The organism is Paraburkholderia sp. 35.1, assembly GCF_050436525.1.
Classification (GTDB): domain Bacteria; phylum Pseudomonadota; class Gammaproteobacteria; order Burkholderiales; family Burkholderiaceae; genus Paraburkholderia; species Paraburkholderia tuberum.
The window spans coordinates 2,166,699-2,185,050 of the sequence record NZ_JBNDMJ010000003.1 but is presented as its reverse complement, the minus strand read 5'-3'; the positions used below and the strand labels follow the sequence as shown (position 1 = coordinate 2,185,050).

At 64.4% G+C, this 18,352-nt stretch carries 16 protein-coding genes and 2 pseudogenes; 10 read left to right on the top strand and 8 right to left on the bottom strand.

From position 1 onward, the window contains the following. Positions 1–36 precede the first annotated feature (36 nt). Positions 37–1,137 carry a biotin synthase BioB gene (bioB, locus tag OKW27_RS30200; protein ID WP_429335654.1) on the top strand — a complete coding sequence of 367 codons (1,101 nt, stop codon included), beginning with the start codon at positions 37–39 and terminating at the stop codon, positions 1,135–1,137. Between the two features lie 175 nt (positions 1,138–1,312). Here bioB and OKW27_RS30195 read toward each other — a convergent pair whose 3' ends face one another. Next, positions 1,313–1,633: a hypothetical protein gene (locus OKW27_RS30195; protein ID WP_429335653.1), complete on the bottom strand. Its 321-nt coding sequence runs from the start codon at positions 1,631–1,633 to the stop codon at positions 1,313–1,315. A gap of 32 nt (positions 1,634–1,665) precedes the next feature. On the opposite strand from OKW27_RS30195, the gene OKW27_RS30190 reads away from it, so the two are divergent. The 5 genes and pseudogenes from OKW27_RS30190 to OKW27_RS30170 all read left to right on the top strand — a co-directional run. Further along, the gene (locus OKW27_RS30190; RefSeq protein ID WP_429335652.1) at positions 1,666–2,607 is read left to right on the top strand and encodes a 2-hydroxyacid dehydrogenase; all 942 of its coding nucleotides are present in this window, start codon (positions 1,666–1,668) and stop codon (positions 2,605–2,607) included. A gap of 116 nt (positions 2,608–2,723) precedes the next feature. Next, on the top strand, positions 2,724–3,650 hold the full coding sequence (locus OKW27_RS30185; protein ID WP_429335651.1) for a hydroxymethylglutaryl-CoA lyase: 927 nt from the start codon (positions 2,724–2,726) through the stop codon (positions 3,648–3,650). A 34-nt stretch (positions 3,651–3,684) separates the two neighbouring features. Next, positions 3,685–4,206, top strand: a complete 522-nt coding sequence (locus OKW27_RS30180; protein WP_090802760.1) for a YbaK/EbsC family protein — start codon at positions 3,685–3,687, stop codon at positions 4,204–4,206. Between the two features lie 5 nt (positions 4,207–4,211). Further along, on the top strand, positions 4,212–4,457 hold the full coding sequence (locus OKW27_RS30175; protein WP_090802758.1) for a DUF1289 domain-containing protein: 246 nt from the start codon (positions 4,212–4,214) through the stop codon (positions 4,455–4,457). Continuing rightward, positions 4,454–4,762: pseudogene (locus tag OKW27_RS30170) on the top strand (MaoC family dehydratase); the annotation flags it as partial. The gene OKW27_RS30175 and the pseudogene OKW27_RS30170, both read left to right, overlap by 4 nt. A gap of 21 nt (positions 4,763–4,783) precedes the next feature. On the opposite strand, the gene OKW27_RS30165 reads toward OKW27_RS30170, so the two are convergent. Continuing rightward, positions 4,784–6,352 carry a transposase gene (locus OKW27_RS30165; protein ID WP_425199440.1) on the bottom strand — a complete coding sequence of 523 codons (1,569 nt, stop codon included), beginning with the start codon at positions 6,350–6,352 and terminating at the stop codon, positions 4,784–4,786. 104 nt (positions 6,353–6,456) lie between these two features. Between OKW27_RS30165 and OKW27_RS30160 the strand changes: the two are divergent. Both OKW27_RS30160 and OKW27_RS30155 read left to right on the top strand, forming a co-directional pair. Then, positions 6,457–6,627, top strand: a pseudogene (locus OKW27_RS30160) (MaoC family dehydratase); the annotation flags it as partial. After that, positions 6,624–7,541, top strand: coding sequence for an MBL fold metallo-hydrolase (locus tag OKW27_RS30155; protein WP_429335650.1), 918 nt, complete (start codon positions 6,624–6,626; stop codon positions 7,539–7,541). The pseudogene OKW27_RS30160 and the gene OKW27_RS30155, both read left to right, overlap by 4 nt. Positions 7,542–7,840: 299 nt before the next feature. Here OKW27_RS30155 and OKW27_RS30150 read toward each other — a convergent pair whose 3' ends face one another. Further along, on the bottom strand, positions 7,841–8,779 hold the full coding sequence (locus OKW27_RS30150; protein WP_429335649.1) for a DMT family transporter: 939 nt from the start codon (positions 8,777–8,779) through the stop codon (positions 7,841–7,843). A 112-nt stretch (positions 8,780–8,891) separates the two neighbouring features. Here OKW27_RS30150 and OKW27_RS30145 point away from each other — a divergent pair, with 112 nt between their 5' ends. Beyond that, positions 8,892–9,362, top strand: coding sequence for an Lrp/AsnC family transcriptional regulator (locus OKW27_RS30145; protein ID WP_184026307.1), 471 nt, complete (start codon positions 8,892–8,894; stop codon positions 9,360–9,362). 49 nt (positions 9,363–9,411) lie between these two features. Here the strand turns inward: OKW27_RS30145 and OKW27_RS30140 are convergent, their stop codons facing one another. After that, complete coding sequence (locus OKW27_RS30140) at positions 9,412–10,302, bottom strand: alpha/beta fold hydrolase (RefSeq protein WP_429335648.1); 891 nt, start codon at positions 10,300–10,302, stop codon at positions 9,412–9,414. Between the two features lie 285 nt (positions 10,303–10,587). Here OKW27_RS30140 and OKW27_RS30135 point away from each other — a divergent pair, with 285 nt between their 5' ends. Then, a complete protein-coding gene (locus OKW27_RS30135) occupies positions 10,588–11,547 on the top strand; it encodes an NAD(P)H-dependent flavin oxidoreductase (protein ID WP_429335647.1) in 960 nt (319 codons plus the stop codon). Between the two features lie 38 nt (positions 11,548–11,585). On the opposite strand, the gene icmF is transcribed toward OKW27_RS30135, so the two are convergent. From icmF to OKW27_RS30115, 4 genes are all read right to left on the bottom strand, one after another. Continuing rightward, on the bottom strand, positions 11,586–14,966 hold the full coding sequence (gene icmF / locus OKW27_RS30130; RefSeq protein ID WP_429335646.1) for a fused isobutyryl-CoA mutase/GTPase IcmF: 3,381 nt from the start codon (positions 14,964–14,966) through the stop codon (positions 11,586–11,588). Positions 14,967–15,084: 118 nt separating this feature from the next. Continuing rightward, complete coding sequence (locus OKW27_RS30125) at positions 15,085–16,017, bottom strand: LysR family transcriptional regulator (protein WP_429335645.1); 933 nt, start codon at positions 16,015–16,017, stop codon at positions 15,085–15,087. Between the two features lie 151 nt (positions 16,018–16,168). Beyond that, positions 16,169–17,254, bottom strand: a complete 1,086-nt coding sequence (locus OKW27_RS30120; RefSeq protein ID WP_429335644.1) for a porin — start codon at positions 17,252–17,254, stop codon at positions 16,169–16,171. A 504-nt stretch (positions 17,255–17,758) separates the two neighbouring features. Then, a complete protein-coding gene (locus OKW27_RS30115; protein WP_429335643.1) occupies positions 17,759–18,295 on the bottom strand; it encodes a hypothetical protein in 537 nt (178 codons plus the stop codon). Between the last annotated feature and the right edge of the window lie 57 nt (positions 18,296–18,352).

The window sequence follows — 18,352 nt, the reverse complement described above, 5'->3', positions numbered from 1 at the left end:
CGAACCCAAATTCATCCGTTTACGAGGATCGATCACATGACACAACTGAATATCGCAGCGGGCACCGCCGAAGCGAGCGCCGCCAACAGCAATCCGACCGCAGCCGCTACTGAAGCGAAACCGCTCGCGCGTTGGCGCGTCGCCGATATCGTCGCGTTGTACGAACTGCCGTTCAACGACCTGCTGTTTCGCGCGCAGCAAACGCATCGCGAGCATTTCGACGCCAATGCGGTGCAACTGTCGACGCTGCTGTCGATCAAGACCGGCGGCTGCGAAGAGGATTGCGCATACTGTCCGCAATCGGTGCATCACGACACGGGTCTCGCCGCCGACAAGCTGATGCCGGTCGACGAAGTGCTCGCCGCCGCGCAGGTCGCAAAGCAGAACGGCGCAACGCGCTTCTGCATGGGCGCCGCGTGGCGCAATCCGAAGGACCGCCACCTGGAGCCGATCAAGGACATGATCCGCGGCGTGAAGGCGATGGGCCTCGAAACCTGCGTGACGCTCGGCATGCTCGAAACGCACCAGGCGCAAGCGCTGCGCGATGCGGGCCTCGACTACTACAACCACAATCTCGATACGTCGCCGGAGTTCTACGGCCAGATCATTTCGACGCGCACGTACCAGGATCGCCTCGACACGCTCGAACGGGTGCGCGACGCGGGCATCAACGTGTGCTGCGGCGGCATCGTCGGTATGGGCGAATCGCGCCGCGAACGCGCGGGGCTGATCGCGCAGCTCGCGAACATGGAGCCGTATCCGGAATCGGTGCCGATCAACAATCTGGTGCAGGTGCAAGGCACGCCGCTGACCGGGACCGAAGCGATCGATCCGTTCGAATTCGTGCGCACGATCGCGATTGCGCGCATCACGATGCCGCGCGCGATGGTACGTCTATCGGCCGGACGCGAGCAGATGGATGAGGCGTTGCAGGCAATGTGCTTCCTCGCGGGCGCGAATTCGATTTTCTACGGCGATCAGTTGCTGACCACGAGCAACCCGCAGGCGGAAGCGGATCGCAAGCTGCTCGCGCGCCTGGGGATTCGCGCTGAGTCTGCGCAGCAGATGCCGGTCGAGCAGAGCGAGTGCGAGCATGGGTGTGCGCATGGGCATGGGGATCACGGCGTGGCGAATTGAGTCGCGGAACCGCTGAGCCGCATGCGCTGCGTGCACGAACTAATGGTCTGCGTCGCCGCATAGTGGCGAAATTCACCCCGAAAGTTGGACGTTGATCCAATCTTCGGGGTGTTTTTCATGGCGAAGCTTTGATCAGCAATTCAAGAAACCTAATCAATATACAAATTGCGTCAAATTAGGAATTGTCGCAATCGATCGGGTGCATGAAAGCATGTGCGTGCCTCGCTGCGCAAGGAATCCAGGCAATCATTGTCCCGCTCGGTCGCGCATCGATGAACCAGGTTTTTGTGCTTTCGTTATCGGGCAAACGAAGAAATGCGCGGGTACGCGCGAACTCGACACCCACCACGGCATGCATCTCGAAGCGCACGTGCGTGCGCAAACGCGCGCGATTTGCGTCGAAAAAGTAGAATGAAGCCTGTTCATACCGGGAGGAGACCCGATCCCGCACGCGTCGTCCGATTGCCGTCGCGCGCTCCGGGTCCGTCCCGCTCATGCCCACATCGACGCCGACGCATTCCGCACCGCATGAAAATACTCTTCTACGCACCGCACACCGAAGCCGCCGCGTGGCTGCACGACTTTGCGCGCGCTCTGCCCGCCGCCGAGCTGCGCGAATGGAAGCCCGGCGACACCGGCCCAGCCGATTTCGCGGTGGTCTGGCGTCCGCCGCGCGAGATGCTGGCCGGACGCAATACGCTGCGCGCGATCTTCAATCTCGGTGCTGGCGTCGATGCGATTCTCGCGCTCGAACGCGCGCATCCGGGCACGTTGCCGCCCGAGGTGCCGTTGATTCGCCTCGAAGATACCGGCATGGGCGCGCAGATGGCCGAGTACGTGACGCATGCGGTGCTGCGCTATCTGCGCCGCTTCGACGAATATCAGGTGCTGCAAGGCGAGCGCCGCTGGAAAGTGCTCGAGCCGCATCCGCGCGCAACGTTCACGGTGGCTGTGCTCGGGCTCGGCGTGCTCGGCACGCAGGTCGCGCAAACGCTCGCTTCGTTCGGCCTGCCGGTGCGCGGCTTTACTCGCGGCGAGAAGCAGATCGATGGCATCGCAACGTTCGCCGGCGACGCGCAATTCGATAGCTTCCTCGACGGCGCGAAGGTGCTCGTCAATCTGCTGCCGCATACACCCGACACGGAAAGCGTGCTGAATGCGCGAGTCTTCGCGAAGCTCGCGCGCGGCGCATATCTGATCAACGTCGCGCGCGGCGCGCATCTCGTCGAAGCGGATCTGCTCGCTGCGCTCGCGAGCGGCCAGCTCGCCGCCGCGACGCTCGACGTGTTCCGCGAGGAACCGCTGCCCGCCGATCATCCTTTCTGGCGCGAGCCGCGCATCACGATCACGCCGCACACGTCGGCGCTGACATTACGCGAGGACAGCGTCGCGCAGGTCGCGGACAAGATCGGCGCGATGATGCGCGGCGAGCAGGTGAGCGGCGCAGTGCAACTGGAACGCGGCTACTGAGTGAAACCTGCGCCCGCACGCGTCGCAGGCGTGCGGGCTGAATTGAATTGCAGCAACGCGGCAGCACCCATCCTGGATGGGACAGCGATCAAACCGCATCGGATCGGAGACACATCATGGCCTTACCGAAGCAAGTGAAAATCGTCGAAGTGGGTCCGCGCGACGGGCTGCAGAACGAGAAGGAATTCGTGCCGACCGCGACCAAGATCGAGCTGATCAACCGTCTGTCGGCGGCGGGCTTCCGCAACGTCGAGGCAGCGTCGTTCGTGTCGCCGAAATGGGTGCCGCAGATGGCCGACGGCGCCGACGTGATGGCCGGCATCGAGCGCCGCGACGGCACGATTTACTCGGTGCTGACGCCGAACCTGCGCGGTTTCGAAGGCGCGCTCGCCGCGCGCGCCGGCGAGATCGTCATCTTCGGCGCGGCGAGCGAGGCGTTCTCGCAGAAGAACATCAACTGCAGCATCGCGGAGAGCATCGAGCGATTCGCGCCAGTCGCCGCGGCGGCGAAACAACATAAGCTGCGGATTCGCGGCAGCGTGTCATGCGCGCTCGGCTGTCCGTACCAGGGCGAAGTGCCGGTCGCGTCGGTCGTCGACGTCGTCAAGCGCTTCGCGGCGCTCGGCTGCGACGAGATCGATATCGCCGACACGATCGGCGTCGGCACGCCGAAGCGCACCCGCGAAGTGTTCGAGGCCGTGACCGAAGCGTTTCCTCGCGAGCATCTGTCGGGACACTTCCACGACACCTATGGCCAGGCGCTCGCGAACATCTACGCGGCGCTGCTCGAAGGCGTCGAGATTTTTCATGCATCGGTCGCGGGGCTCGGCGGCTGTCCGTATGCGAAGGGCGCGACCGGCAACGTCGCGACCGAAGACGTGCTGTATCTGATGAACGGCCTCGGCATCGAGACCGGTATCGACCTCGCCCAGGTGGTCGAAATCGGCGACTTCATTTCGAACGCGATCGGCCGGTCCAACGTGTCGCGCGCCGGTAAAGCGCTGCTCGCGAAGGCGCGCAGCGAAGCAAACACCTGCGTATAACCGCAGCATCCATTTTCATTCAGGGTCCCAAACAATGAACGACCTCGCGTCCTTCGATTCCGACGATCTCGCCGCGCTGCCCGACTCGGCACGCCGCGTCGCGCTGCTGCTGCGCGAACGCGGTCACGCGGGGCGAATCGTGATGCTGCCGGAAACCGGCAAGACTTCCGCCGAAGCGGCCGCCGGACTCGGCTGCTCGGTCGCGCAGATCGCGAAGTCGATCCTGTTCCGGCGCCGCGAAGACGACGCGCCGGTGCTCGTGATCGCGAGCGGCGCGAATCGTGTCGACGAAAAGAAAGTGGCCGCGCAGGTCGGCGAGATCGGCCGCGCGGACGCGAAGTTCGTGCGCGAGAAAACCGGCTATGCGATCGGTGGCGTGTGCCCGGTCGGTCACGCGACCGAGCCGCTCACGTTGATCGATGCGGATTTGCTCGAACTGGAGAGCCTGTGGGCGGCCGCCGGTCATCCGCACGCGGTGTTCAATCTGACCGCGCAGGAGCTGATCTCGCTCACAGGCGCGCCGGTCGTCGATGTCGCGTTGCGCGAGCCGGCCTGAACATGATGGCGAGCGGCAACGATTACGACGACAGGGACGACGGCGGTTGCGTGCCGTCGCCGTGCATCAGCGTGTGCAGGATGGATGCATCGACCGGCTGGTGCGAAGGATGCCTGCGCACGATCGACGAAATCGCCGGCTGGTCGACGCTCGACAACGACGCGAAGCGCGCGGTGTGGGACGCGATCGAAGTGCGCCACGCGACGTTAATGGCGCTGCGCACGACATCGACGACGAAGGAGAAGCAATGAACGCCGCGCCGCGCATCGTGACGCCCGGTGAGACGTTCAGTTCGACGCTCGAGTTGTCGGTGGATTCGATCAAATCGTTCGCGACGCTCGTCGTCGATCTGAACCCGTTGCATCACGATGAAGCGTATGCCGCGCAAAGCCGCTTTGGAGGCTTGATCGCGTCGGGCACGCAACCCACCGCGTATTTCATGGCGCTGCTCGCCACGCATTTCTCTACTTACGCGCAACCGCTCGGCCTCGAATTCGATATCAAGCTGAAGAAGGCAGTGCAGGCGCACGACACGCTGACGATCACGTGGCGTGTCGTGTTGCCTCACGGGAAGATGTTACTCCAGCCTAATTGTCGTTTTCCGATTGTTTTGCGATGAAGGCTGGCGCTGCGTAGCGGCGCCAGCCTTCATCGCAGCGGGCTCATCGAGGATTCTGGTAACCAGTTCCCTCGCGCGGTTTGATCGCCATGCTTTCACGCGGCGCTGCAGGGTGCGTAGCTGGGCACTGGAATACATCGCGGGTGCCAGCGCGACGAGGCGCTCGTGCAGTTTCCTTGCTGTAATGCCAGGCTCGGATTCGAGCCATTGCTGGATCGTCGGCCACGTGTGCTCGAACGGATCTTGCCGGCTGCGCCACGTGTGGGGCACACCGGCCTTCCGCTGGTGGGTTGGTCTCACCTCGCCGTCCTGCCACGCTGTTCCGAGGCTGACCAGGAATTCCGCCAGGGCAACGCGGTCAGGTGTCTCTGTCTCGGCCGGTGGGGTGCCGCATTCACTGCAGGTCGCAACGTGCTGCTGTGCTTCACGCATCCGGCACAACAGATCCAGCGGGTCGAGCGCCCTGAACCGGGTTCGGAGTTTGCGTTTGGTTGCCTCCGGCACTGAGGCCGATCGCAGGACGCGCTCGAGCGGCGTCAAGGGTGATTCATAGTGCTTCGTCACCTTCGCGCCGTGACGTGTCTTGGATTTCAGCTTGAACGACGGCTGGAAGAAGTTGATGTAGAGCCGCGAAACCTGGTAAAGGGAGGCAAGGATTTCCGTGGCCTCCAGACCTTGCAGCCTTCCGTAGCCGACCAGGCGGCGAACGATAGCGCCATTCTTCTGCTCGACCCACGCCTGGTCGTTCTTCTTGTATGCACGCGACCGCGTAAGCTCGATGCCCATCGCTTTGCAGAAGTCGAACACCGTCTCGTTCATGAAGGCGGTATCGTTGTCGCAATCCAGACCGCGCAGGGGAAACGGCAACGCACGGCGGACCTGCTCGATATACTCCAGAACGAATGCGCCGCTGCGAAACGGCATGGCCAGGCATTCGGTCCATCCCGTCGCGATATCGGTCATCACAAGCGTGTGCACGAGTTCGCTGTCGACCTTGCCGCCACCACAATGCTGCACGAAATCGATCTCGAAATAACCGGGCAGCGGATCGTTCCAGTCCGAGAAGGTCCGGATCGGCACGGCACGGCGAATAGCACTGCCGACTCCGCTGGCGCGTCGGTGTTGGCCACCGAAAGCCTGCTCGCGCACGTCGTGCAGCAGTCGGTCAATGGTGGCGGCGCTGATCTGCTTGAGCCGCTGGTGGACGCCCTTCGATAGTGACAGGTGACCATGCCTTGTCATCGACTCGATCAGCGTCGGGATCAGCGCTTTCAGCCGCTTGCCGCAGATCCGGTCAGCGGCCTCCCAGAGGGTGATCAGCGCGGCGCCCACCTCATCGTCATAGCGTCTCTGCGGGCCGGGCTTTACCTTTGGCGGCCGCAACTCCCGGCACAGCACACGGATCGCGTGCTTCCGATGGTAACCCGTCAACTCAACGAATTCGTCCAGTATCTGGCGTTTCTCATTCTGGTCAGAACGGCGGTACCGCTCGCCGACTGCTTCAGTCAATTCCTGTCGTGTTGTCATGCTGAGCCGCCTCGTCATAAGTCGCTCCCGCCTGCATGCTGACGGGTAGCAAATTACATGAGGCAACGACCCTCGCCCGGTAACAAAAAACCTGAGTCAATGCGCGTGTGCACGACGCTCACTGGAAGCCGAGCCTGAACGGCGATCTGACCTATCTCGAAGGTTCGGTGGTCAATCAGCGCGGCGAGCTGATGTTGACGGGTACCTCGACGATCCTCGTGATGCCGAAGCCCGACGCGGTCGTGGACGCGCAAGCGAGAACGGCCACGCCATGATCGCGCTGCCCGCATCGATCCGGGTTTTCGAGCGCGGCTGGCTGTCGTCGAACAACGTGCTGCTCGTCGACGACACATGCGCCGCGCTGGTCGATACCGGCTATGCGACGCACGCATCGCAAACGGTCGCGCTGGTACGCAATGCGTTGCGCACGCGGCCGCTCGATCTGATCGTCAACACGCACCTGCATTCGGATCATTGCGGCGGCAACGCACTGTTGCAGGCAACGTGGCCGTGCCGCACGCTGATCCCGTCATCCGAAGCCGATGCCGTACGCGGCTGGGACGAAACTCGCCTCAGCTTTCGCGCGACTGGTCAAACCTGCGAGCGCTTCGGCTTCACCGGCACGCTGGCACCCGGCGCACGCTTGCGGCTGGGCGCGCTCGACTGGCAGGTGCTCGGCGCGCCGGGCCACAATCCGCATTCGCTGATGCTCTATTGCGCGGACGAACGCTTGCTGATCAGCGCGGATGCGCTGTGGGAAAACGGCTTCGGCGTGATCTTTCCCGAACTCGAAGGCGAAAGCGGCTTCGCCGAGCAGCAAGCCGTGCTCGACCTGATCGCAACGCTCGACGTGCGCGTCGTCATCCCAGGCCACGGCGCGCCGTTCACGCAGGTCGAAGCGGCGCTCGAACGCGCGATGTCGCGCGTCGCCTGGTTGCGCGCCGATCCCGCGCGCAACGCAAGGAACGCGCTGAAGGTGCTGATCGTATTCAAGCTGCTCGAAGTCCGCGAGATGAGCGTGGACACGCTTTCGCGCATGCTCGACGACGCGGCCGTGATGCGCGCCGCCGCCTCGATGCTGAAGCCGCGCGGCGAATGGCCCGCGTTGCTGAAGGGAATGATCGGGGAGCTTGCGGCGAACGGTGGACCGCTCGAAGTGGACGGCACGCGCATTCTCGCGCGGCATTGAACTGTGATGTGACCGGTTCGACCGGCGCGGTGGAAAAGCGCACCGGAACGCAAAACCGTGCTCCTAAAAAGAAAACCGCTCGACGAAGCGAGCGGCGGAACATCTGTTGGACGTGATCAGCGTCGCTGTCGATGATACGCGTGTGGGTTTTTGCATCGCATCGGTGATTTCCCTACAGAAATTAGACGCCACGTTTTACGAATGCATACATGATCTGTCATCAAACGGCGTTAGGCGCTTGAACGCTTGCGCGTTGTTCCGGGATCCGTAGCAATATCCGATTGAATGTCGAATCGGCATCACGTGGACGATAAGCGCTTTCTCTGCGGCACGATCCGCCATCCGAGATTGACGCCCGCCGCCGCCAGCAGAATCAGCGCGGCGCCGAGCACCTGAATCCATGCGAGCGTCTGTCCGAACGCGAGCCGGTCGACGATGATCGCGACCACCGGATAGATGAACGACAACGCGCCCGTCATCGACGTCGGCAGCTTCTGGATCGCGCCATATAGCAGCACGTACATGAGACCGGTATGGACGACGCCGAGCACGACCAGTTCGAGCCACTGCGCGCCGTTTGCCGGCAACGCGTCGAAGCGTACGAACGGCGCGAGCAACAGCACGCCGAGCGATACCTGGATCAGCGCGAGCAGATGCGGCGGCGTGCCCTTCAGCCGCTTCGTGATGATCGACGACACCGCGTACATCGCCGCCGCGCCGACCGCATAGGCGACGCCGACCAGATACTGCCCCGGCACCGCGAGCACGGCCGGCTCGACCTTCACGACGAACACGAGCCCGACGAACGCGACCACGAGCCACGCGATCGTCGATGCGCTGATGCGCTCGCGAAACACCAGCGCGCCGAGTCCGACCAACATGAACGGCTGCGTGTTGTAGACGGCCGTCGCCATTGAGATCGACGCGCGTGAATACGCGGCGAACAGCAATACCCAGTTCACGACGATCGCCGCGCCGCCGAGCAACGCGAGGCCGAGCATCTTCCACGAAAACAGCTCGCGGCGGAACAGGCCGAGTACGGCGCACACGAGCGCGAGCGTCGCGCCGCCGAAAATGCAGCGGAAAAACACCACGTTGAAGGGGCTTTGCTGCGACGACACGACGAGCCAGCCGATCGTGCCCGACATCAGCATCGCGACGCTCATCTCCGCCGCGCCACGGCGGATGTCGCTGGGCGAACTGCTCGAGGTCGTGACGGAAGCCTTGTTTGAAGCCATGATTCGATCCCGGATTGTGACTGCATAACTGGCAGTCTAATTAATCCACCCGCGCGAATACATGGCTAAACTTAAGCGTTACCGCATTTTCACCTCATAAACGAAGGCCGTCATGAGCAAACGCCTTGCATCGATCACGCCGGTCGCACTCGACGACACCGACCGCGCACTGCTCGCCGCGCTCGCGCAGGACGCGCGCCAGCCGGTCAGCGAACTCGCGCGCGTCGTCGGCTTATCGGCGCCCAGCACGGCCGAACGCGTGCGGCGGCTCGAAGCGCAGGGCGTGATCGAGCGCTTCACCGTGCAGATCGATCCGCGCGCGCTCGGCTTCACGCTGCAGGCGGTAGTGCGCGTGAAGCCGTTGCCCGGGCAGCTGCATCTGGTGGAGGAAGTGATCCGGCGCATTCCGGAGTTCGTCGAATGCGACAAGGTGACCGGCGACGACTGTTTCATCTGCCGCCTGTACTTGCATTCGATCGAACAGCTCGACGAGATCCTGTCGAAAGTGACCGAGCGCGCGGAGACCAGCACGGCGATCGTCAAGTCGACGCCGGTCGCGCGACGGCTGCCGCCGCTCGGCTAACGAAGGTCCATCGCTGGTCAAACGAAGGTCGCGCGAAGCAGCCCGGCGCTTATTGTTCGAGCGTCTCGAAAAACGACAGCATCTCGGCGACCAGTTCGTCCGGCGCTTCCTCAGGCAGATAGTGCCCGCACGATAGCGCGCGGCCGCTCACGTCGCGCGCGACATGCCGCCATTCGTCGAGCGCATCGAAGCATTTTTCGATCACGCCCTTGTCGCCCCACAGCACCCGCAGCGGACAGCCGATCTTGTTGCCGCGCTCGATATCGGCGCGATCATGTTCGAGGTCGATGCTCGCCGACGCGCGATAGTCCTCGCACATCGCGTGCACCGCACCCGGTTGCGCGAGCGCCGCCCGATACGCGTCGAGCGCGGTGGGATCGAACGGTGCGAGACCCGCATGACGTCCGCCCATCACCGCGTCGACATAGGCAGCCGGATTTGCGCCGATCAACGTTTCGGGCAGCGGCTCGGGCTGGATCAGGAAGAACCAGTGGAAGTAGTGCGTTGCGAACGCGCGGTCGGTGGCTTCGTACATCGCGAGTGTCGGCGCGATATCGAGCAGCATCAAACGCTCGACCGCGTCGGCGTGATCGAGCGCCATCCGGTGCGCAACGCGCGCGCCGCGATCGTGCGCACAGACGAGGAAGCGCTCGAAGCCGAAGTGGCGCATCACCGCGACCTGGTCGGCGGCCATCACGCGTTTCGAATACGGTGCGTGCGCGGCATCGCTCGGCGGTTTGCCCGACGCGCCATAGCCGCGCAGATCGGTTGCGATCACCGTGAAGTGCTGCGCGAGCGGCGCGGCGCAGCGTTCCCAGATCAGATGCGATTGCGGATGACCGTGCAGCAGAAGCAGAGGCGGCCCGGCGCCGCCCTTCACTCCGAAAATGTCGACATCGCCCACGGCGACGCGAAAAGACGTGAAATTTTCGAAGGCCATGACGTCTCGTTGATCGTTTGAGGTCCGTGCATTGTAGAAGGCCAACAGGTCCGTGCGAGGTGGGATATCCCACGCAGACATGGAACCTGAATACTCCTTCGAACCCACTTCGCCTATAATCGAACGACCGTTCTTAAATGTTTGGCGCGACTTCGGCATGCCGGTATCGTTCGACTGCCACACGCATTCGCCGGTCAACACGCCGCAAGCCGTGTGCCGCTAAACTCATTCATCTATTCGCCGGGCGCACGTCGCACCGGTTGGCCCAACCTGGAGACTCGCACCATGGCATTGCCCGCCGTTCTGCAAAACCTCGCGCTGCCCGTCGTCGCTTCGCCGATGTTCATCGTCAGCTATCCCGAACTCGTGCTGGCGCAGTGCAAGGCCGGTATCGTCGGCTCGTTCCCTGCCCTCAACGCGCGCCCGGCCGAGCTGCTCGACGAATGGCTGACGCAGATCCAGGCGCAACTCGCCAGGCACAAGGCCGCGAACCCGGATGCGGTGATCGGCCCGATCGCGGTCAATCAGATCGTTCACCAGTCGAATGCGCGGCTCGAGCACGACGTGCGCGTCTGCGTCGAGCACAAGGTGCCGATCTTCATCACCAGCCTGCGCGCGCCGGCACGCGAGATCGTCGATGCGGTGCACAGCTACGGCGGCATCGTGCTGCACGACGTGATCAATCTGCGTCATGCGCAGAAAGCGCTGGAAGCCGGCGTCGACGGGCTGATTCTGGTCGCATCGGGCGCGGGCGGCCACGCGGGCACCACCTCGCCGTTCGCGCTGGTCGGCGAGGTGCGGCGCATTTTCGACGGCCCGATCGTGCTGTCGGGCTCGATCGCCAACGGCGGCTCGATTCTCGCCGCGCAGGCGATGGGCGCGGACCTCGCGTACATGGGCACACGCTTCATCGCCACCAAAGAAGCGCACGCGGTCGACAGCTACAAGCAGGCGATCATCAACGCGAAGGCGTCGGACATCATCTACACGAACCTGTTCACCGGCGTGCACGGCAACTACATCCGCGAGAGCATTGCGAACGCGGGGCTCGATCCCGACGCGCTGCCCGAATCGGACAAGACCAAGATGAACTTCGGCGGCGACAAGGCGAAGGCGTGGAAGGACATCTGGGGCGCGGGCCAGGGCGTCGGCCTGATGGACGACGTGCCGGACGTCGCCGAACTCGTGCGGCGTCTGAAGAAGGAATACAACGACGCGAAGGCGCGGCTCGGCATCGCGCGCTGAGGTGAAGAACGAGGCGGGCCGGGGCGCCCGCTCGCGGCCTACATATTCCGCCGATACTGCCCGCCCACCTCGAACAGCGCGTGGGTGATTTGCCCGAGCGAACACACGCGCACCACGTCCATTAGCACCGCGAACACGTTGCCGTCGTCGATCACCGCGCGCTTGAGGCGTTCGAGCGCCTCAGGCGCGGCGTCGCGGTGGCGCGCCTGGAAGTCGCGCAACCGCCGCAGCTGACTCTGCTTCTCCGCGTCGGTGGAACGCGCCAGCACCAACGGCCGCGGCGCTTCATGCGGATGCGCGCTCAGGAACGTATTGACGCCGACGATCGGATACGAACCGTCATGCTTGCGATGCTCGTACAGCATCGACTCGTCCTGAATCCGTCCGCGCTGATAGCCGGTTTCCATCGCGCCGAGCACGCCGCCGCGCTCTGTCAGCCGCTCGAATTCGGCGAGCACAGCCTCCTCGACCAGGTCGGTCAATTCATCGATCACGAAACTGCCCTGATTCGGATTCTGGTTCTTCGCGAGCCCCCATTCGCGATTGATGATCAGCTGGATCGCGACCGCGCGGCGCACCGATTCCTCGGTCGGCGTCGTGATCGCTTCGTCGAACGCATTGGTGTGCAGCGAGTTGCAGTTGTCGTAGATCGCGATCAGCGCCTGCAGCGTCGTGCGGATGTCGTTGAAATCGATCTCCTGCGCGTGCAGGCTGCGGCCCGACGTCTGCACGTGATACTTGAGCTTCTGACTACGCTCGTTCGCGCCATAGCGCTCGCGCATCGCGACCGCCCAGATGCGTCGCGCGACGCGGCCGAGCACCGTGTACTCCGGGTCCATGCCGTTCGAGAAGAAGAACGACAGATTCGGCGCGAAGTCGTCGATCGACATGCCGCGCGCGAGATACGCCTCGACGTAGGTGAAGCCGTTCGCGAGCGTGTACGCGAGCTGCGAGATGGGGTTCGCGCCGGCCTCGGCGATGTGATAGCCGGAAATCGACACCGAATAGAAATTGCGCACGCCGTGTTCGACGAAATACGCCTGAATGTCACCCATCACCTTCAGGCTGAATTCGGTCGAGAAGATGCAGGTGTTCTGCCCCTGGTCTTCTTTCAGGATGTCGGCCTGCACGGTGCCGCGCACGTTTTCGAGCGCGGCGCGGCGCGTTGCGGCGAGTTCGGCTTCGGTCAACGGGCGGCCTTGTTGTTGCTCGCCCAGCGCGATCTGCTGGTCAATCGCGACGTTGAAGAACATCGCGAGGATCGTCGGCGCGGGGCCGTTGATCGTCATCGAGACCGACGTATCCGGCGAGCACAGATCGAAGCCGTCATACAGCGTCTTCATGTCGTCGAGCGTCGCGACCGACACACCCGAATTGCCGACCTTGCCGTAGATGTCCGGGCGCTCGTGCGGCTCCTCACCGTACAGCGTCACCGAGTCGAACGCGGTGGATAGCCGTTTGGCCGGCATGCCTTCCGACAGCAGCCTGAAGCGACGATTCGTGCGCTGCGGATCGCCCTCGCCCGCGAACATGCGCGTCGGGTCCTCGTTCTCGCGACGAAACGGAAACACGCCAGCGGTGAATGGGAAATAGCCGGGCAGATTGTCGAGCATCAGCCAGCGCAGGATCTCGCCGTGATCGACAAATTTTGGCAGCGACACTTTGCGGATTTCGGAGCCGGACAGCGTCGTGACCGTCAGCGCGGTGCGGATTTCGCGCTTGCGGATGCGCACCACATGTTCGTCGCCCGCATAGGCGGCCACCGTTTGCGGCCACGCGTCGAGCAGCTTGCGTTCGCGCTCGCCGAGCGCGGCGCCGCGTTGGTCGATCAGCGCATCGAGCGACGCGGCGCCGCTGCCCGCCTCGCCGAGCATGCGGCGCGTCTCGACGATCTGCCAGCGTTCCCGCGCGATTTGCGCCTGCGCGTCGGCGCGCGCTCGATAGCCGCGTACCGTCTGCGCGATGTCGGCCAGATAGCGCACGCGCGCGGGCGGCACGATCGCATGCAGGTTGCTCGAAAAGCGCAGGCCTTCGGTCGCGCCGAGCCGTGCGCCGCCCTCACGCAGGCCGTGCGCACGCAGCGCATTAGCGATGCGCCGGTACAGCGCGGTCACGCCGTCGTCGTTGAAGCGCGCCGCGATCGTGCCGAACACCGGCATCGCGTCGGGCGATGTCGCGAAGTCCCCGCGATTGCGCTGCACCTGCTTCGCGACGTCGCGCAGCGCATCCTGCGCACCCTTGCGATCGAACTTGTTGATCGCGACGAAGCTCGCGAAGTCGAGCATGTCGATCTTCTCGAGCTGGCTCGCGGCGCCGAACTCCGGCGTCATCACGTACAGCGATTCGTCGACGAACGGCACGATCGCCGCATCGCCCTGACCGATCCCCGACGTCTCGACGACGATCAGATCGAAGCCCGCCACCTTGCACAGCATCAGCGCGGCGGGTAGCGAATCGGAGAGTTCGGTCGATGCCTCGCGCGTCGCCATCGAGCGCATATAAATGCGGGCGCCGTCGCCCCAATCGCCGATCGCATTCATGCGGATGCGGTCGCCGAGCAGCGCGCCGCCGGATTTTCGGCGCGACGGATCGATCGCGAGCACGGCGATGTTCAGCGTGTCGCCGTAGTCGAGCCGGAAGCGGCGGATCAGCTCGTCGGTCAGCGACGACTTGCCCGCGCCGCCGGTGCCGGTGATGCCGAGCACCGGGATGCGTGGCGCTTGCGCGAGCATCGCTAGCTGGTCGCGCGCGGCGGCGTCGACGCTGTTCGTTTCGAACGCGCTGATCAGTTGCGCGAGGCGGCGGAAGATCGGCACGGCGGAATCGGCGGGGTGCGAGCCAGCAGCAGTGCCAGCGTGCGGAGCATGGGCCTCACCGCAACGCGGCAACGGCCGCCCGGCCAGCTCGGCGAGCCATTCGCGCACCGGCGTCGGCCGCGCCGCGTCGGCCGCGCGCGCGCCTTCGACGCAGCGCGCGATCATGTCGTCGATCATGCCTTGCAGACCGAGCCGCTGACCGTCGCGCGGCGAGTAGATTTTTTCGACGCCGTCGCGTTCGAGCGCGGCAATTTCCTCGGGGACGATCACGCCCCCGCCGCCGCCGAACACCTTGATGCGCTCGCCGCCGTTTGCACGCAGCAAATCCACCAGGTAGCGGAAGTATTCGTTGTGGCCGCCCTGATAGCTCGACACGGCGACGCCGTCGGCGTCCTCGTTGAGCGCGGCGGTCGCGACTTCGGCGACTGAGCGGTTGTGGCCGAGGTGGATCACCTCGACGCCGCTTGCCTGCAGGATGCGCCGCATGATGTTGATCGACGCGTCGTGGCCGTCGAACAGTGCGGCGGCGGTGACGAAGCGCAGGCGCCGGCCCGCGGGCAGTTCGTGGCTGCCGGCACGCTGCGGCGTGGACAGATCGGTCATGTCTCCCCCAGATCATTTAACTGATGGGTGCTCACAATCAGTATATAGAAACGGGGTAACACGGCGCCGGGGCACGGGGCGGGCGATTGGCGACGTATGCTCGGTGCTTCGCGAAACGCTACCGCACCGCCAACGCCTTGATTTGGTCGAGCGACGGCCACAGCGATTCGTTTGCGAACCGCGCCGCCAGAAAATCGACGAATGAGCGCACCTTGGCCGATAGATGCCGTCGGCTCGTGTAGACGACGTGGATCGGCAGCTCCCGCGGCGGCACCTGGTCGACGAGCAGCGGCACGAGCCGCCCTTCGGCGAGATCGCTGCCGATCACCTCGGTGCCGAGCATCGCGATGCCCGCGCCATGCAGCACGACCACGCGCTGGGCCTCGAGCTGATTGACGATCAGGTTGCCCGACAGGCGCACACGCGAGTCCGCGTCGCCGGTCGCGACTTCGAGCGCCGATACGCCCGCGTACTGCAGATAGTTGTGGCGCGCAAGATCGGCGACGCTCTTCGGCGTGCCATGCTTGCGCAGATAGGCGGGCGATGCGCACAGCACCAGATGCGCAGTCGCGATCTGCCGCGCGATCAGCGACGACGACTTGAGCCCGCCCGGCGACGCGCGGATCGCGACGTCGAAGCCCTCGTCGATCAGCTCGACGACGCGGTCGGACAGTGTCATATCGACGGTGACCTGCGGATACTGCGCGGCGTAGTCCGCGACCGCGGCCATCACGTGATTCAGGCCGAACGCCGACAGCGACGACACCCGCAGCCGCCCGTGCGGCACGACGCTTGCCGCGCCGACCGCCTGGCCGGCTTCGTCGAGCTCGGTGAGCGCCTGACTCAGCCGCTCGTAGTACTCGCGGCCTGCCTCGGTCGGCGCGACGCGGCGCGTGGTGCGGTTCAGGAGCCGCGCGCCGAGCTGCTGCTCCAGATGCATCACATGCTTGCTCGCCATCGCCGCCGACATCTCCATCTTGTCCGCCGCGCCGACGAAACTGCCGGCTTCGACCACGTGGCGAAACACTTTCATGCTGACGAGGGTGTCCATCTCAGTCGCTCGCTTCAGGAATCAATCGACGTCATTTTGCCGGGTTTATCAAAAGGACGGCAGCAAACGCTCGTATTCGGCGGCACCCGAAAACGACAAAGCCCGCGTTCCGGGCGGAACGCGGGCTTTGCGGTGACACCGTGGGCCGAGATCAGAACTTCGCGCGCAACCCCGCGCCATATGTATTGCCGCTCGACTGACCGGTGATGTGGTCATACAGGTACGCGGCATAGACATCGGTGCGCTTGGACAGCGGATAGTCGTAGCCGACCGCCGCAGTCTGGCGCGTCTGGTTCGAACCGCCGCCGTTACGCGAATACGCATACGAAGCCATCACCGAGCCAGGCCCGAACGGCACCGTGACGCCGCCCTGTCCCGTGTTCACGTGCCAGCTCGTGACCTGCTGGTCGTTGTACGTGTACATGTACTGGCCGTACAGCTTGACGAACTTCAGGTCGTACGACACGCCCGCCTGCGCGACGCTCTGGCTGCGCAGTCCCGGCACGCCCGACGTTTCGAAGCTGCCGAGGTCGCCCGGCACGTTGTTGAAGTTCACGTACTGGTACACCGCCGTCGCCGCGAACGGGCCATGGAAGTACAGCACCTGGCCGCTCCACTTCTTCGCGCCGTTCTGGGTCGTGTTGCCGAGCGCGTACATCGCGGTCGCCGAAAGGCCGTTGAAGTTCGGCGACGTATACGACACCGCATTGTTCCAGCCCGAGTCGCCGGTCACGCCCTGGTCGGTCGTGTAGGTCGGGAAGGTGCCGAGGCCGAGGTACACGTGATAGACCATCGGCGAGAACACGTACGAATCGACGAACGGGTTGAACAGGATCGTCGACACGAACAGCGGCGTCGTCAGGCGGCCGGCGGTCACCGTGCCGTACGGCGATTCGATGCCGACGTACGCATTGCGCGAGAACGTCGTGTCGCCGGTGAAGCGGCCGTACTCGCCGGTTTGCGCGCGGAAGAAGCCTTCGATAGTGAAGATCGCCTTGTAGCCGTTGCCCAGATCCTCGGTCCCCTTGAAGCCCCAGTACGACGTCGACATGCCGCCGCCCGACACGACCACCGCGGTCTGGCCGCCCGGAAACTTCTGCGAGCCGACCCATTCGTCGACCTGGCCGTAGAGCTGCACGCTCGATTGCGCGAACGCCGACGACGCGCCCGCCAGCGCGGCGACGCATGCAGTGGCCTTGAGAGTAGTCTTCAGCGCGCTGCTGAGGCTTGTGTTCATGGATTCTCCATTCTTTGTCAAAAGGGTGTGGCTGTGCGAAAGGGGGCGCTCGCACGAAACGTCGTTGTTATCCGTTCGATCGTCGAGTCAATCTGGGCGGGTCCCATCTTTGCGGACCATTTTTATAAACAAAAATATCGCTGCTTATTGCGGGTATATCGGTCTGATTAGTTTGGTTGGTTATCGGCTTGATATGACGCTTCAGAGCGGACTAGCGCCGCCCCCTGGACGCAATGCGGCATGCGGCGAACCGCGCGCCACAGCGGGAGTGAACGCCTTAAATGACGGGCCGATGACGCGACGCGGCAGAATGCCAAGATTTGACGCTGACCGGTAATTCGATGCCGGGTGTTTTCAAAAAAGTGTGGCGTCGAAACGTCAGATTCGGGGCTATGGCGCAGACGAAGGCGCGCGAAGCCGCGCGAGGGATCGCGGGAAGGATCTGGAAGACGGGTTTCGGGACTGCGGTTGGGGCGGTGCGGTGGTTTGCGAAATCGCGCTCAGCTAATTCCGGTACGGTGAACCGCCCGGCTGACGCGGATCGTCGGCTGGGCGTTGCATCGGGCGCGCTGCGCCACGCTCTTCGTTGTAGCGGGCGACGTCGGCGCGGATCGAGCCGTTGCGCATCGGCATGTTGGACGGGGGATGCGGCACCGGACGCGACTCCGCGCTGACCGGCGTGATCGCGCCCGCATAGCCGGACGGATCGCCGACACGGCGCATGCCGGACTCGTAGCTGCCGAGGCCATAACCGAAATTGGCGTCCGCGATATTCGGGTTGCCGCGCTGCGCGCGTGCGTCACGAGAAGCCATCGCATTGCGCGAGCCGCCCGGAGCAGGTGCGCCGCCCGCACCGGCATAACGGCCGACACCACGCATCTCCATGCGCGGCGCGCGCCCGGCAGTGTCGCGCGAATAAGCGCCGCCCGCGGCGGCACCGCCGCCATGCGGCCCACCCGGCTCCTTCGCATAGGCGAACGAGCACAGCACGGCGATGACCGCGCCCCACGCCCAGTGCCTCGTTCTCGACAACCCGTCCACCTGTGACTCTCACGCCCGAAGACTTGCCTGAAATCCACCGTTCGAGCTGCGATGGAC

Bases quoted from the DNA above. Each gene is read 5' to 3' on its own strand.
- OKW27_RS30175 (WP_090802758.1), top strand. From the start codon at position 4,212: ATGGCGAGCGGCAACGATTACGACGACAGGGACGACGGCGGTTGCGTG.
- OKW27_RS30165 (WP_425199440.1), bottom strand. From the start codon at position 6,352: ATGACAACACGACAGGAATTGACTGAAGCAGTCGGCGAGCGGTACCGC.
- OKW27_RS30125 (WP_429335645.1), bottom strand. From the start codon at position 16,017: ATGGACACCCTCGTCAGCATGAAAGTGTTTCGCCACGTGGTCGAAGCC.
- OKW27_RS30185 (WP_429335651.1), top strand. From the start codon at position 2,724: ATGGCCTTACCGAAGCAAGTGAAAATCGTCGAAGTGGGTCCGCGCGAC.
- OKW27_RS30120 (WP_429335644.1), bottom strand. From the start codon at position 17,254: ATGAACACAAGCCTCAGCAGCGCGCTGAAGACTACTCTCAAGGCCACT.
- OKW27_RS30190 (WP_429335652.1), top strand. From the start codon at position 1,666: ATGAAAATACTCTTCTACGCACCGCACACCGAAGCCGCCGCGTGGCTG.
- icmF (WP_429335646.1), bottom strand. From the start codon at position 14,966: ATGACCGATCTGTCCACGCCGCAGCGTGCCGGCAGCCACGAACTGCCC.
- bioB (WP_429335654.1), top strand. From the start codon at position 37: ATGACACAACTGAATATCGCAGCGGGCACCGCCGAAGCGAGCGCCGCC.
- OKW27_RS30195 (WP_429335653.1), bottom strand. From the start codon at position 1,633: ATGAGCGGGACGGACCCGGAGCGCGCGACGGCAATCGGACGACGCGTG.
- OKW27_RS30155 (WP_429335650.1), top strand. From the start codon at position 6,624: ATGATCGCGCTGCCCGCATCGATCCGGGTTTTCGAGCGCGGCTGGCTG.
- OKW27_RS30150 (WP_429335649.1), bottom strand. From the start codon at position 8,779: ATGGCTTCAAACAAGGCTTCCGTCACGACCTCGAGCAGTTCGCCCAGC.
- OKW27_RS30135 (WP_429335647.1), top strand. From the start codon at position 10,588: ATGGCATTGCCCGCCGTTCTGCAAAACCTCGCGCTGCCCGTCGTCGCT.
- OKW27_RS30140 (WP_429335648.1), bottom strand. From the start codon at position 10,302: ATGGCCTTCGAAAATTTCACGTCTTTTCGCGTCGCCGTGGGCGATGTC.
- OKW27_RS30145 (WP_184026307.1), top strand. From the start codon at position 8,892: ATGAGCAAACGCCTTGCATCGATCACGCCGGTCGCACTCGACGACACC.
- OKW27_RS30180 (WP_090802760.1), top strand. From the start codon at position 3,685: ATGAACGACCTCGCGTCCTTCGATTCCGACGATCTCGCCGCGCTGCCC.